Source organism: Streptomyces sp. NPDC015661, assembly GCF_043077765.1.
Taxonomy (GTDB): domain Bacteria; phylum Actinomycetota; class Actinomycetes; order Streptomycetales; family Streptomycetaceae; genus Streptomyces.
In genome coordinates, this window is record NZ_JBIBST010000004.1 from 171,241 (window position 1) to 185,383 (window position 14,143).

Annotated in this window: 11 protein-coding genes and 1 tRNA gene; 11 read left to right on the plus strand and 1 reads right to left on the minus strand. The window is 73.5% G+C overall.

Translation table 11 applies throughout. The features are described from left to right. The first annotated feature begins 11 nt into the window (after positions 1-11). From ACF07V_RS12720 to ACF07V_RS12750, 7 genes are all read left to right on the plus strand, one after another. Positions 12-812: a 2-aminoethylphosphonate ABC transporter permease subunit gene (locus ACF07V_RS12720; protein ID WP_392153645.1), complete on the plus strand. Its 801-nt coding sequence runs from the start codon at positions 12-14 to the stop codon at positions 810-812. Further along, on the plus strand, positions 799-1,596 hold the full coding sequence (locus ACF07V_RS12725; RefSeq protein WP_392153647.1) for an ABC transporter permease: 798 nt from the start codon (positions 799-801) through the stop codon (positions 1,594-1,596). The genes ACF07V_RS12720 and ACF07V_RS12725 overlap by 14 nt, the downstream gene beginning before the upstream one ends. Before the next feature lie 23 nt (positions 1,597-1,619). Continuing rightward, entirely contained in the window at positions 1,620-2,678 is a 1,059-nt protein-coding gene (locus ACF07V_RS12730; protein WP_392153648.1) for a 2-aminoethylphosphonate ABC transporter substrate-binding protein, read from the plus strand. 133 nt (positions 2,679-2,811) lie between these two features. Beyond that, positions 2,812-4,362, plus strand: a complete 1,551-nt coding sequence (locus ACF07V_RS12735; RefSeq protein ID WP_392153649.1) for an alkaline phosphatase family protein — start codon at positions 2,812-2,814, stop codon at positions 4,360-4,362. Positions 4,363-4,442: 80 nt separating this feature from the next. Further along, positions 4,443-5,222 (plus strand): HAD-IIA family hydrolase, encoded by a 780-nt coding sequence (locus ACF07V_RS12740; protein WP_392153650.1) that lies wholly within the window; start codon positions 4,443-4,445, stop codon positions 5,220-5,222. 107 nt (positions 5,223-5,329) lie between these two features. Further along, entirely contained in the window at positions 5,330-5,926 is a 597-nt protein-coding gene (locus ACF07V_RS12745; protein WP_392153651.1) for a hypothetical protein, read from the plus strand. Between the two features lie 2 nt (positions 5,927-5,928). Further along, positions 5,929-6,591 (plus strand): class F sortase, encoded by a 663-nt coding sequence (locus tag ACF07V_RS12750; RefSeq protein WP_392153653.1) that lies wholly within the window; start codon positions 5,929-5,931, stop codon positions 6,589-6,591. A gap of 286 nt (positions 6,592-6,877) precedes the next feature. Here ACF07V_RS12750 and ACF07V_RS12755 read toward each other — a convergent pair. Continuing rightward, a tRNA-Lys gene (locus ACF07V_RS12755) sits at positions 6,878-6,951 on the minus strand. Positions 6,952-7,135: 184 nt separating this feature from the next. On the opposite strand from ACF07V_RS12755, the gene ACF07V_RS12760 reads away from it, so the two are divergent. The 4 genes from ACF07V_RS12760 (at position 7,136) to ACF07V_RS12775 (ending at position 13,933) form a co-directional block, all read left to right on the plus strand. After that, positions 7,136-8,659, plus strand: coding sequence for a peptidoglycan-binding protein (locus tag ACF07V_RS12760; RefSeq protein ID WP_392153655.1), 1,524 nt, complete (start codon positions 7,136-7,138; stop codon positions 8,657-8,659). Positions 8,660-9,587: 928 nt separating this feature from the next. Further along, on the plus strand, positions 9,588-11,525 hold the full coding sequence (locus ACF07V_RS12765) for an SPFH domain-containing protein (protein ID WP_392153656.1): 1,938 nt from the start codon (positions 9,588-9,590) through the stop codon (positions 11,523-11,525). A gap of 128 nt (positions 11,526-11,653) precedes the next feature. Further along, entirely contained in the window at positions 11,654-12,247 is a 594-nt protein-coding gene (locus ACF07V_RS12770; protein WP_392153658.1) for a lytic polysaccharide monooxygenase, read from the plus strand. 39 nt (positions 12,248-12,286) lie between these two features. Further along, positions 12,287-13,933, plus strand: coding sequence for a long-chain-fatty-acid--CoA ligase (locus ACF07V_RS12775; RefSeq protein ID WP_392153659.1), 1,647 nt, complete (start codon positions 12,287-12,289; stop codon positions 13,931-13,933). Positions 13,934-14,143 lie beyond the last annotated feature (210 nt).

The following is a 14,143-nucleotide window of genomic DNA, read 5'->3' on the forward strand; positions in this document are numbered from 1 at the left end:
CGGCGGAACGCATGCCCACGACCGGGTGGCTCTGGGCTCTCCCTCCCGTCGCCGTCCTCGCCCTCGTCTTCCTCTACCCCCTCGCCCTCGTCGTCGACGAGTCCCTCGCCCCCGGTGCGTACACCGAGGTCTTCGCCTCCGCGTCCTTCCGCGAGGCGCTCGTCACCACCGTGTGGCTGGCCGTCGCCGCCACCGTCGGCTGTCTCTTCCTCGGCTTCGTGCTCGCGCTCGTGATCGCGTTCGTGCCCTTCCCCGGCGGGAAGGCGGTGTCGAAGTTCATCGACGTCTTCCTCTCCTTCCCGTCCTTCCTGATCACGCTCGCCCTGCTGTTCCTCTACGGCACGGTCGGCATGGCCAACGGGATCTGGACCGACGTCACCGGCGACCCGGCGGGACCCTTCCGGTTCCTCACCACCCCGTGGGGCGTCCTCCTCGCCGAGATCACGTACTTCACCCCGTTCGTGATGCGCCCGCTCCTCGCCGCGTTCTCACAGATGGAGACCGCCCAGCTGGAGGTGGCGTCCTCGCTCGGCGCCCGGCCGCTGCGGATCGTCCGGCAGGTGATCCTGCCCGAGGCGCTGCCCGCGCTCGCCGCCGGCGGCAGCCTCGTCCTCGTCATGTGCCTCAACGAGTTCGGGATCGTCCTCTTCACCGGCGCCAAGGGCGTCACGACCCTCCCGATGCTCGTCTACAGCAAGGCGATCCTCGAATCCGACTACGCCGCCGCCTGCGTCGTCGCCGTCGTCAACGTCGCCCTCTCGGTCGGCCTCTACGTCCTCTACCGGGGGGTGAGCCGCCGTGCTGGTGCATAGCCGTACGGGAAAGTGGACGGCCTGGGTGCTGTTCGCGGTCCTCTTCGTGCCCCTCTTCGCCCTGCCCCTCCTCGTCATCCTCGCCGCCTCGTTCTCCACGCACTGGTCCGGCGCCTTCCCCTCCGGACCCACCACCGCCCACTACACGGCGGCCGCCCGCGGCGAGTCCCTCCAGGCGCTCACCACCAGCCTGATCACGGCCGTCACCGCGAGCGTGATCGCGCTGACCGTCGGCACCTGGGCCGCGCTCGCCGCCGCGGCCCTCGGCAAGAAGGGCAAGCGGCTCCTCGACGCCCTGTTCATGCTGCCGGTCGCCGTGCCGTCCGTGGTCGTCGGCCTCGCGGTCCTCGTCGCCTTCTCGCAGCCGCCGATGCTGCTCAACGGCACCCGCTGGATCGTGATCCTCGCGCACACCGTCCTCGTCACGGCGTTCGCCCACCAGTCGGTCTCGGCCGCCATCCGGCGCCTCGACCCGATGTACGAGCAGGCGGCGGCCAGCCTCGGCGCCCGCCCCTCGTACGTCCTGTTCCGGGTGAAGCTCCCGCTCCTGCTGCCGTCCCTGAACGCGGCCGCCGGGCTCTGCTTCGCCCTGTCCATGGGAGAGCTCAGCGCCACGATGATGCTCTACCCGCCGGACTGGACCCCGCTGCCGGTGCTCATCTTCACCGCCACCGACCGGGGTTCCCTGTTCACCGGCTCGGCGCTCGCCGTGGTCCTCATGGCCGCGACCCTGCTGGCGCTCCTCGCCGTCTCCCGTATCCGTACCAAAGCCTCGTACCGCTAGTACTGCCAGGAGAGAACAACGTTATGCGTACGTACGCCAAGCCGGTCGCCGCCGTCACCGGCGCCCTCGTCCTCGCCGCCACGCTCACCGCCTGCGACGGCTCCTCAGCCGCCTCCGACGAGAAGGTCGTCACCGTCTACAGCGCCGACGGCCTCAAGGGCGAGGCGGGCGACGGCTGGTACGACAAGGTCTTCGCCGACTTCGAGAAGCAGACCGGCATCAAGGTCAAGTACGTCGAGGGCGGCTCCGGCGAGATGGTGCAGCGCGCCCTCCGCGAGAAGTCCAACACCCAGGCCGACGTCCTCGTCACCCTGCCGCCCTTCATCCAGCAGGCCGGCTCCAAGGGCCTGCTCCAGTCGTACGAGCCGAAGGGCGCCGACCAGGTCGACGGCGGCGACAAGTCGGACGACGGCACCTGGACCTCCGTCGTCAACAACTACTTCGGCTTCGTCCACAACAAGAAGGAGCTCCCCGAGGCCCCGAAGACCTGGGAGGAGCTGCTCGACGCGAAGTACAAGGACAAGCTCCAGTACTCCACCCCCGGCGTCGCGGGCGACGGCACCGCCGTCCTCATCAAGGCGATGCACGACTTCGGCGGCAAGGAGCCGGCGATGGAGTACCTGAAGAAGCTCCAGGCCAACAACGTCGGCCCGTCCTCCTCCACCTCCAAGCTCGCCCCCAAGGTGGACAAGGGTGAACTCCTCGTCGCCAACGGCGATGTCCAGATGAACTTCGCCCAGGCCAAGTCCATGCCGAACCTCGGCATCTGGTTCCCCGCGAAGGACGGCGGCAAGCCCACCACCTTCGCCCTGCCGTACGCCGCGGGCCTGGTGAACAAGGCCCCGCACACCGAGAACGGCAAGAAGCTCCTCGACTTCATGCTGAGCGAGGGCGCCCAGCGCGAGGTCAGCGCGATCGGCGGCGGCTTCCCGGCCCGCAAGGACGTCAAGGCCACCGACGCCAACGCCATCGAACTGGCCAAGCTGATGGAGGGCGTCGAGGTCTTCGAGCCGGACTGGGCCGACATCGACAAGAACCTCGCCGCGTACGTCGACGCGTGGAAGTCCGCGACCGGCAGCTAAGAGTTCACCTCGCGACTCTGGAAACCCCCGGAATATCGCGGAAAGATAACGGGTACGGACCAACGCCCCTGAGAAATCAGGGGCGTTGACGTGTGTTCGCACCCCTATCGACCCCCTGACGGAGGACTCCGACATGCCGACCACCGGCATCTCCCGCATCTCCCGCCGCACCGTGCTCGCCGCCGCAGGCGCCACCGCGGCCGTCGCCGCCACCGGACTCGCCACCGCCCCCGCCGCCCAGGCCGCCGTCGCCGCCCCGACGCTCCCGAACGGCACCAGCCAGGACAAGGTGCTCTTCGTCGGCATGGACGGCCTGCGGTACGACCGGATCGACGCCGCCAAGGCCCCCACCCTCAAGTCCCTGATGGCGAACGGCACCTACGGCCGCTCCCTGCTCTACGCCAACCCGATGGCCGCGACCTCCTCCGGCCCCGGCTGGTCGACGATCTCCACCGGCGTCTGGCCCGACAAGCACGGCGTGAAGGACAACACCTTCACCGGCAAGAACTACGGCCGGTACCCCGGCTTCCTCGCCCGCCTGAACCAGGTCCGCCCCGAGCTCTCGCTCTTCGCCGCCGTCGACTGGCCCGAACTCGACACCCACGGCACCGTCACCCCCGGCGCCGACGCCAAGCTCGTCTACAACAACGACTACGCGGTCAACGACAAGCTGATCACCGACATCACCGAGGACGTCCTCCGCAACCAGAACCCCGACGTCCTCTTCGTCTACTTCGGCGAGACCGACGAGATCGGCCACAACTACGGCGCCGCCAGCCAGAAGTACCTCGACGCCATCGACGTCCAGGACGGCTACCTCGGCCGGCTCCTCGCCGCGATCCAGGCACGGCCGGCCTACGCCACCGAGCGCTGGACCGTCGTCGTCGCCACCGACCACGGCCACACCGACGCCGGCGGCCACGGCGGCTCCACCATCGAGGAGCGGCGCACCTTCGTCCTCGCCCAGGGCCCCGGCATCGCCGCCGGAGCCCGCCCCATCGACACCCGGCTCGTCGACGTCGCCGCCACCGTCTTCCGCCAGCTCGGCATCGTCCCCGACCCCTCCTGGGGCCTCGACGGCAAGCCGATACAGGAGCGGTCCACCGACCCCTTCGACACCCTCTACCCGTCCCTGTCCGGCCGCGTCGACGAGACCGGCATCCCCGCCGGGATCCTCGGCTTCACGCACACCGCGCCCAGCGGCTGGTCCGTCATCAACAACGCCATGGGCACCGGCGGCATGACCGAGTGGCGCGGCTGGTCCTTCGCCACGGACGAGTTCTGGTCCCGCGCGCAGCGCGACCAGTCCCGCGAGCTCAACGTCCGCGCCCGGGGCGTCTTCGCCGTCGCCGACTCCGACGAGTGGGCCGACAAGTCCTTCTCCGGTACGTACGACTCGACCCTGGTCACGCCCGCGTACGCCGTCTCCGGCGCGAGCACCGTCACCCTCGACTTCACGACCTTCTACCGCCAGGAGGGCAGCCAGACCGCCCAGGTCCAGGCGGTCTTCAACGGCGGCACCCCGACGCTCGTCAAGAGCTACACCGCCGACGTCGTCTCCCAGCCCCAGTCGCTCACGGTCGCGGTCCCCGCCGGCGCCTCCAGCGTCAGCTTCCGCTTCCGCTACACCGGCTCCAACAACTGGTACTGGACGATCGACGGGGTCAAGATCAGCACATCCTGACTACCCTGGGGGCGTCGCCACAGCGCTGTCGCGGCGCCCCCAGCACACCGCACGTTTTGTACGGCAGGAGTCCCGCACCCATGGCAGAGCGCAAGCCGATCGAATCCTGGCTGACCGACATGGACGGCGTCCTCATCCACGAGGGCGTGCCGATCCCCGGCGCCGACGCGTTCATCAAGAAGCTGCGGGAGACCGGGAAGCCCTTCCTGGTCCTCACCAACAACTCGATCTACACCGCCCGCGACCTGCACGCCCGCCTCGCCCGCATGGGCCTCGAAGTCCCCGTCGAGAACATCTGGACCTCGGCGCTCGCCACCGCCAAGTTCCTCGACGACCAGCGCCCGGGCGGCACCGCGTACGTGATCGGCGAGGCCGGCCTCACCACCGCGCTCCACGACATCGGTTACGTCCTCACCGACCACGACCCGGACTACGTGGTGCTCGGCGAGACCCGTACGTACTCCTTCGAGGCGATGACCAAGGCCGTCCGCCTCATCAACGGCGGCGCCCGCTTCATCTGCACCAACCCCGACGAGACCGGCCCCTCCCTGGAGGGCCCGCTCCCGGCCACCGGCTCCGTCGCCGCCCTCATCACGAAGGCCACCGGCAAGGAGCCGTACTTCGCCGGCAAGCCCAACCCGCTCATGATGCGCACCGGCCTCAACGCGATCGGCGCCCACTCCGAGTCCAGCGCGATGATCGGCGACCGGATGGACACCGACATCCTGGCCGGCCTGGAGGCCGGCATGCAGACCTTCCTGGTGCTGACCGGTCTGACGACGCAGGCGGAGATCGACCGCTTCCCGTTCCGCCCGTCGAAGATCGTCCAGTCGATCGCGGACATCGTCGACCGCGTGTAAGGGGCGCTCCGGGACGTCCCCTGCGGATGCGAGAAGCGCGGAGGGGCGTCCCCTGCGGATGCGAGATGCGCGGATCCGGGTGACCCTGCCAGTATCAGGAGGTCACGATGCGTTCAGCTCCCATTGCTCTCCGTGCCGCAGGGGCGGCCGTGGTGCTCGTACTGGCACAGGCGGCCGGCGGCGCGTACGCCCACGACGGGGTGACGGCCACCGTCACCCCGTCCACCGCCCCGCCCGGCGCCGACGTCGACGTCCGCGTCCAGGGCTGCAAGGGCACGACGGGCGCCGCCAAGTCCCCGGCCTTCGTCGCCGACGCGGAGCTGACCGGCCGGGACGGCGGGGGCAACCCCCTGTTCGGCGACACCACCGTCCGGTCCGACCTCCGGGACGGTACGTACAAGGTCAGCGTGACCTGCGACGGCCACGACCACCGGGCCGTGGGCACCGTGCGGATCCGGCGCCACCAGGAGCCCACCCGGCGGCCCACGCACCACGTCACCCCGGTGGCCCCGGTCCGCGCCGGCGGGGGAGGCACCGCCGCCTTCGCCGCACCGGTGGCCCCCGGCGTCGCCCAGACCACCTCCGAGAGCGGCCTCGGCACCCCGTACACCCTGCTCGGCCTCGGCATGGCCGCGATCGCCGCCGTGGCGGTCGCCTTCCGCAGCTCGCGCCGCCGTACCGGTACGGGTACCGGCGAGGAGTGACCGTGCCGTCCGGAACCCGCCCGGCGGGCACCGGGCGACTCGTCACCGGCGTGGCCTGGGCGGTCCTGCTGTCCGGGCTCTGGCTCTGGGGCCGCGAGGCCACCGACGGCCCCGGCGGCAGCTCCGCGCCGACCACCGGCGACATCGCCGCGGTCGGCCGCCCGCTCGGCGACCCGCTGCCCCCGCCCCGCGCCCCGCTGCCGCCCCGCGAACCCCGGCGGATCGACATCCCCTCCCTCGGCATCAGCGCGCCCGTCGTGGCGCGCGGCCTGGACGACACGGGCGCCGTCGATCCGCCGCCCTTCGAGATGCCGCACACCGTCGGCTGGTTCGGTTCCGGCACCCGGCCGGGCGCGGCCGGCGCCGCCCTCCTCGTCGGCCACGTCGACACCGCGACCCGCAGGGCCGTCTTCTACGGACTGAGCGCGGCACGCCCCGGCGCGAAGGTCCGCATCACCCGGACGGACGGATCGGTCGCCGAGTTCACCGTCGACGACGTCCAGGTCTTCCCGCGGGAGGCGTTCGACGCGGGCAAGGTCTACGGCGCCCGCGACCCCCACCGCGCCGAGCTGCGGCTGATCACCTGCGGCGGCACCTTCGACCGGGCGGCGGGCACCTACACGGCGAACGTGGTGGTGTCGGCGTACCTGACGGGCGCGGGCTGAGGGATCCCGGCGGGCCGAAGGGGGCCGGACCGAACCGGGCCGCGGTCGGCGGGGGCGCGTCCCGTGCCGCCGCCGACCGGGCCGGTCCTCGACCGCGGGGCTCACGGGCCGCGGGAGGAGCCCGGTGCCGCCGCGGGAGGTCGGGGTTCCGCACACTGTAGAGGCCCGGCCCTCGCCGGGCCCAGGGATGTGGCGTAACTGACCGACGGCGCACGGTAGTTGAAGCGGCACGGCCCGAGAAAGACCAAGACCCCCTCACCAGTGGTGAGGGGGTCTTGACTCTGCGTGCGCCGCCAGGGACTCGAACCCCGGACCCGCTGATTAAGAGTCAGCTGCTCTAACCAACTGAGCTAGCGGCGCCTGCTGACAAAGAGAACTCTACCTGACGTGAGGGGGTGCTCCTGACCAATACCGGTCGCGTCCGGCCTGTCGGATGGTCGTATCAGGCCTTCGATCCGTCAAAATGCGATTTGTCCAGACAGTTGAGACACTGGCGCCCGAAACGAGGGTCAAAAAGATCTTGACGAGTGTGGAGGGGAATCGCATGAGCGTGCCGGTCTTCGAGGAGTTCGAACCCGCGGCCGACTGCGGCTGCCCGGGCTGCGCCCGGCAGCGGCGTGACCTCGCCCTGGGCCTGCCCGTCCGCGCGGGCGGCCACCCGGCGGCGCACGGCGCCCGCCGCGCGCTGGTCCTGGTGACGGCGGCGGGCGTGGTCCTGGGCGGGGGAGGGGCCGGGGTGGCGACGGCCCTCACCGGCCCGGGCCCCCAGGCGCCGGCCGACCAGGGCCCCCAGTCTCCGACGGGCGCGGTCGCGGACCCGCCGGCCGGGGCGGACGCGGACCTGGCGGCGGCCGGGGCGGACGTGGACCCGGCGGTTCTGCGGGGGCCGGCGGAGCCCGGGGTCCCCGTGTCCCCGGTGTCCCCTGAATCCATCGAATCCACCGAATCCCCCGTGTCTCCCGACACGTCCTTGCCGGGCGCCGACACCCCGCAGGGCGGACGGGGGCCGCTGCACGGCGGCGCGCCGGGGCCCGGCTCCGCCCCGACGCCGGACGCCGTCCCGACGACCAGTCAGATCTCCACGGAGACGCTGCGGCAGACGACCCGCGCGGAGATCATCAACCGGGCCAAGACCTGGGTCGCGGCTCAGGTCCCGTACTCGATGGAGCAGTACTGGTCGGACGGATACCGCCAGGACTGCTCCGGGTACATCTCGATGGCCTGGAACCTCCGCAGCAACGAGTGGACCGGCAGCCTCGACCGCTTCGCCGTACGGATCGACCGCACGGAACTCCAGCCCGGCGACATCCTGCTGTTCCACAACCCGGCGAACCCGACCCGCGGCTCGCACGTCACGATCTTCGGCGGCTGGACCGACTACACGCACACCTCCTACATCGCCTACGAGCAGACGAAGCCGCGCACGCGGAAGCAGGCGACGCCGATGGCGTACTGGGAGAACTCCGACCGGTACGTGGCCTACCGCTACAAGGGCGTGGTGAGCGGCGGCACCGGCGGCGGGTCGGAGCCCACGGAGGCGACGCCGTACCCGGGGTCGGGGAAGTTCGGCCCGGGCGCGAACAACGCGTACGTCACCCAGCTCGGGCAGCTCCTCGTCGACCGCGGCGGCAAGAAGTTCTACAGCCAGGGACCCGGCCCGAGGTGGGGCGAGGCGGACCGCAGGGCGACCGAGGCGTTCCAGCTCGCGCAGGGCTGGAAGGGCAAGGACGCGGACGGCATTCCCGGGCCGCAGACGTGGCGGCTCCTCGTGACCGGCGGGGGCAAGGACATCGGCGGTTCGAGTGGTTCGGGCGGTCCGAGCGCGAATGCGACGGGGTTTCCCGGGCGTGGCTACTTCCGTCCGGGGCAATCCAACGCATATGTGGAGAAGCTGGGCAAACAACTGGTGAAGCGGGGCTTCGGCAAGCACTACCTGTCGGGACCCGGTCCGCGCTGGACGGAGGCGGACCGCCGCAACGTCGAGGCGTTCCAGCGGGCACAGGGATGGCGCGGCGGAGCGGCCGACGGCTACCCGGGCCCGGAGACCTGGCGGCGTTTGTTCCGATGACCCCGAGAGCATGAGGTGGACCCGAATGACGGCATCGACCCCGAACCCCGCGGACTCCGGCGCGGCGGCCTCGCGTGACGCGGCCCGCACGGCCAGACGCCTGACGGACGGCACCCTCCCGCGCACGTCCCCACCGACCCCGGAACCCACACGGGCCCCGGCCTCCGACCCGACACCGGAGACCCCGAAGGGACCGGAGCCGGGGGCCCTGGCGGGGTCGGTGTCGGGTACGCCGACGGCGGCGCCCGGCTCCGGCGCGGCCGGTACGGCGCCGGGGGCCCCGGCGGATGTGGCGACGGGTACTCCCGGGTCACGCCCGGGGGGAGCCGTGTCCGGTACGGAGCCGCTGACCCGGGCGGGTGTCGCTGCGGGTGCGCCCGGGGCGGCCCCGGCGGCGTCCCCCTCCCGAACGGCGGCGCCCGCCTCGACAGGGCCTGCATCTGCCGGTCCCGCGTCGGGTGCGGCGCCGGGTGCCCCGGCGGGGTCGGTGTCGGGTACGACGGCGGCGGCCCAGGTGGTGCCTGCGCCTGGCGCGGCCGGGCCCGCGTCGGGCGGTCCCGCGTCGGGTGTCCGGGTCGGGTCGGTGTCGGGTACGCCGACGGCGGCGGCCCGGGTGGTGCCCGGCTCCGGCGCGGCCGGTCCTGCCTCGGGCGGTCCCGCGTCGGGTGCGGCGCCGGGTGTCCGGGTCGGGTCGGTGTCGGGTGCTCCGGCGGCGGCGGCCCAGGTGGTGCCCGTGTCCGGCGTGGCCGGGCCCGCCTCGGGCGGTCCCGTGTCCCGTACGGCGCCGGGTGTCCGGGCCGGATCCGTGTCGGGTACGACGGCGGCGGCCCAGGTGGTGCCCGTGTCCGGCGTGGCCGGTCCTGCCTCGGGCGGTCCCGCGTCGGGTGCGGCGTCGGGTACGCCGACGGCGGCGGCCCAGGTGGTGCCCGTGTCCGGCGTGGCCGGGCCCGCCTCGGGCGGTCCCGCGTCGGGTGCGGCGCCGGGTGTCCGGGCTGGATCCGTGTCGGGTGCTCCGGCGGCGGCACCGGCTGTGCCCGGGTCCGCCTCGGCCGGTCCCGCGTCGGGTGCGGCGTCGGGTGTCCGGGTCGGGTCGGTGTCGGGTGCTCCGGCGGCGGCACCGGCTGTGCCCGGGTCCGCCTCGGCCGGTCCCGCGTCCGGTACGGCGCCGGGTGTCCGGGCTGGATCCGTGTCGGGTGCTCCGGCGGCGGCACCGGCGGCGCCCGGCTCCGGCGTGGCCGGGCCCGCCTCGGGCGGTCCCGCGTCAAGTACGGAGCCGGTGGCCCGGGCTGGGGTCGCGGCGGGTGCGCCCGGGGCGGCCCCGGCGGCGTCCACCTGCCGTACGGCGGGGCCCGGCGCGGCGCCGCTTGCCCCCGCCGGTCCCCTTTCCCCGTCCCGTGCGGTGCCCGTCGCCCCGGCAGGGGCCGCGTCCGACGGGTCTTCGGCCCCGGCCCCGGTGCGCCCCGCGCCCGGCGCCGCGCCGGCCCCCTCCGCGGGCGCCGGCTCCGGCGCGGCCCCGGGCGGGTCCGATACCAGGACGGCCCCGGCCGTTTCCGGCGCCTCACCGGAGGCCCCGGCCCCCGGCGCGCTCGACTTCGGGCGGATTCGCGGGGCCCGGGTCGGGTCCGTCGCGGTGCCCGTCGCCGGCGTCGTGCGGGTCGCGCGGCGTAAGAACGTGATCGGGTCCGAGACCACCGGCTCCATCCCGGTGCACCTGCTGTTCCGGGACGAGCCGGGGAGCCCCGTCGCGGAGGGCGACGACGGGGGCCCCGACACCATCGCCATGGCCGCGCCCACTCCGCCCACGGCGTCGGCCCGCCGGGCCGCCATCCCCGCCCCGTCGAAGGTCCAGGCCCCGGTCGAGCCGGACCCGCGGTCCGTGACCACGCCGAAGTCCAAGGCGCAGTCCAAGGGGCAGGCCACGGCACAGCCCAGGAACACCTCCCGCCCCGCCCCCACCGCCGACCCCGCTCTCGTCGAGCGGTCCGGGCCGGTGCTGCCCGGGTGGGTCGGCGTGGTCGGCGGCGCCCTGGCGGTCGCCGGTTGCGCGGCGATCGTGTGGTGGGCCGGGGCGGTGCCCGCAGAGGCGGCGCGGATGCTGCGGCTGCCGGCGCGCCCGTACCACGGCATCCATCTCGGACAGTGGGCCCTCCTGGCCCTCGGCGTGGTGCTCGCCCTCTTCTCGCTGGGCGGTCTCGGCCGCGGCCGGGTCGGATACGCCTGGGTGCTGACCCTGTTCGGCGACTACCGCGGCACGGTCCGCCGTACGGGCCTGCTGTGGGTCAGCCCGCTGCTGCTGCGCCGCCGGGTGGACGTCCGGCTGCGGCACTGGCGCAGTGAGCCGCTGCCGGCGGTGGACGCGAAGGGCACCGCGCTCGACGTGACCGTCCTGGTGGTGTGGCGGGTGCGGGACACGGTCCGGGCGTCGCTCGGGGTCGACGGGCACGAGGACTATCTGCGGGAGCAGGTGGAGGCGGCGATGGCCCGGGTGCTCTCGCAGCTGCCGGCGGACGCGTTCCACGAGGACGCGCCGACGCTGCGGGACGCGGAGGCGGTCGGCGCGGCCCTGACGCGGATGCTGTCGGCGGAGTGCGCTCCGGTCGGCGTGGACGTGTTCTCGGCGCAGCCGACGCGCATCGAGTACGCACCGGAGGTGGCGGCGGCGATGCGCCGGCGCCGGATCGCGGCGATCGACGCGAAGCACCGGGACAGCGTCCTGACCTCGGTGGTGGACGCGGTGGACGACGTGGTCCACCGGCTGACCAGTCGTGGTCTGGTGGAGCTGGACGACTACGAGCGCAAGGCGCTGGTCAAGGACCTGACGGTGGCGTTCTACACGGGCAGGACGGGGCCGGTCGAGGGCGCCTGAGGGGATGGACAGCGTCAACTTCCGTCCCTACCTTGATACTTGGTCCAGACCAAAAGCAGTCCCCAGGCATCACCCGTACGCGCGCGCACGGCCCCACGGAACTCCCCACGTTCTCCAGGAGCGACAGCATGCGCAACAAGGCACTCGGGGCGGCGGTGGTGGCGCTCGGCATAGCCGGCGCCACCGTCCTCGCCACCGGCACGGCAGGCAGCCACGGCTACACCGACGCGCCGATCAGCCGTCAGAAGCTCTGCGCCAACCGCACCGTGACCAACTGCGGCGACATCCAGTGGGAGCCGCAGTCGGTCGAGGGGCTCAAGGGCTTCCCGGCCGCGGGCCCCGCCGACGGGAAGATCTGCGCCGGCGGGAACTCCCGTTTCTCGCAGCTCGACGACCCCCGCGGCGGCGCCTGGCCCACGACGAAGCTCGTGGCGGGGCAGAGCTACGGCTTCCGGTGGCAGTTCACCGCCCGCCACGCCACCACGGACTTCCGCTACTACATCACCAGGAACGGCTGGACCGGCACCAAGGCGCTGACCCGGGCGGACCTCGACCCCCAGCCGTTCCTGACCATCCCCTACAACAACCAGCAGCCGCCGTCGACGCTCACCCACTCCGGGACGATCCCGGCGGGCAAGACGGGCCGGCACCTGATCCTGGCGGTGTGGACGGTCGCGGACACCGCGAACGCCTTCTACGCCTGCTCGGACGTCTCGTTCTGACCGTTCAGTTCTGACGGAACGTCAGTTAAAGTCCGGCCCATGAGGAGCGCGGACACCGTCGCGGAGCTCGTACGGCGCCAGTGGGGCGACCACCGGACCGGCCTGAGGGACGAGCACCACACCCTCACCCACCACCAGGTCGCCGCGGGCGCCGCCGCGCGGGCCGCACTGCTCGTGGACCTGATGCCACCCGTGCCGGGGGGCGAGCCGCACCTCGGCATCCTGCTCGACAACACGCCGGAGTACCCGCTCTGGCTCAGCGCGGCGGCCCTCGCGGGGGCCGCCGTCGCCGGGATCAACCCCACCCGGCGCGGCGCCGAACTCGCCCGCGACATCGGGCACACCGCATGCCGGGTCCTGGTCACCCAGCGCGCCCACCTGCCGCTCCTGGACGGGCTCGCGCTGCCGGGCGTCCGGATCCTGGTCACCGACACCGAGGCGTACCGGGAGCTCCTCGCCCCCTACGGGGACGCCCGGCCGGGAGACGCCGTCCTCGGTCCCGTACGCCCCGACAGCCGCTTCCTGCTCTCCTTCACGTCCGGTTCGACGGGCGCGCCGAAGGCGGCCCTGTGCAGCCAGGGGCGCCTGGCGGCCGCCGGAGCGTCCCTCGTCTCCCACTTCGGGGTCGGCCGGGACGACGTCCACTACATCTGCATGCCGATGTTCCACGGGAACGCCGTGATCGCCGACTGGGCGCCCGCGCTGGTCGCCGGCGCCGGGGTGGCGCTGCGGGCCCGCTTCTCGGCCTCCCGCTTCCTGCCGGACGTACGCCGCTTCGGCGCCACGTACTTCACGTACGTGGGCCGGGCCGTCCAGTACCTGCTCGCCACCCCGCCCGGCCCCGACGACCGCGCGCACGCGCTGCGGCTCGGCTTCGGCACGGAGGCGGGGGCGGTGGACGCGGCCCGCTTCCGGGAGCGCTTCGGGGTCCCGCTCGTGGAGGGGTACGGCTCCTCCGAGGGAGGCGCGGCGATCCAGCGGACCCCGGACACGCCGGCGGGCGCGATCGGGCGGGCGGCACCGGGCGACGACCTCGCGGTCATCGCCCCCGACACCGGCGAGGAATGCGCCCCGGCCCGCTTCTCGCCGACCGGCCGGCTCCTCAACGCCACCGAGGCGGTCGGCGAGCTCGTCAACCGGGGCCGCTCGCCCTTCGAGGGGTACTGGCGCAACCCGGAGGCGGAGGCGGCGCGGCTGCGCGGCGGCTGGTACTGGACGGGCGACCTCTTCTACCGGGACGCGGACGGCTTCCTGTACTTCGCGGGCCGTACGGACGACCGGCTGCGGGTCGACAGCGAGAACCTGGCGGCGGCGATGATCGAACACATCCTGGCGCGCTGGGAGCGGGTGGCGGGGGTCGCGGTCTACGCGGTACCGGACCCGGTGGCGGGGGACCAGGTGATGGCGGCGCTGGCCCTGCGGGAGGGGGAGGTCTTCGACCCGGAGGCCTTCGCGGCCTTCCTGGAGGCGCAGGCGGACCTGGGCACGAAGATGCCCCCGCGCTTCGTCCGGGTGATGCGGGAGCTGCCCCTCACGGCCACGAACAAGATCCACCGCGTGGCCCTCCGGCGGGCCGCCTTCCACTGCGAGGACCCGGTCTGGTGGCGCCCGACGCGGGGCGCGCCGTACGAGCCCCTGACCCCGGCAACCCGCGCGACCCTCCACGCAGAGCACACCCGCAACTAGCCGGGCCCGTTACGAGCCGCACCCCGCCGCCACCCCCGTCGCGGGCGCCGGCCCCGCCGGGACGGTCCCCACCCGCCGCCGTTGTGGGCAGGCGTTCCGCAAGGGGCGATGGGGGTCCCCCCTGCTCGAGCGGGAGCCGAGACTTGGGGGAGGGTGGGCACAACGGACCCGCGCCCTGCCGGCGCCAGAGGCCCCCGCGCCTGAACCCGC

What these genes read in the sequence shown, in the direction of transcription:
- ACF07V_RS12760 (WP_392153655.1), top strand. Translation starts at nt 7,136, where the DNA reads ATGAGCGTGCCGGTCTTCGAGGAGTTCGAACCCGCGGCCGACTGCGGC.
- ACF07V_RS12745 (WP_392153651.1), top strand. Translation starts at nt 5,330, where the DNA reads ATGCGTTCAGCTCCCATTGCTCTCCGTGCCGCAGGGGCGGCCGTGGTG.
- ACF07V_RS12770 (WP_392153658.1), top strand. Translation starts at nt 11,654, where the DNA reads ATGCGCAACAAGGCACTCGGGGCGGCGGTGGTGGCGCTCGGCATAGCC.
- ACF07V_RS12735 (WP_392153649.1), top strand. Translation starts at nt 2,812, where the DNA reads ATGCCGACCACCGGCATCTCCCGCATCTCCCGCCGCACCGTGCTCGCC.
- ACF07V_RS12775 (WP_392153659.1), top strand. Translation starts at nt 12,287, where the DNA reads ATGAGGAGCGCGGACACCGTCGCGGAGCTCGTACGGCGCCAGTGGGGC.
- ACF07V_RS12730 (WP_392153648.1), top strand. Translation starts at nt 1,620, where the DNA reads ATGCGTACGTACGCCAAGCCGGTCGCCGCCGTCACCGGCGCCCTCGTC.
- ACF07V_RS12740 (WP_392153650.1), top strand. Translation starts at nt 4,443, where the DNA reads ATGGCAGAGCGCAAGCCGATCGAATCCTGGCTGACCGACATGGACGGC.
- ACF07V_RS12720 (WP_392153645.1), top strand. Translation starts at nt 12, where the DNA reads ATGCCCACGACCGGGTGGCTCTGGGCTCTCCCTCCCGTCGCCGTCCTC.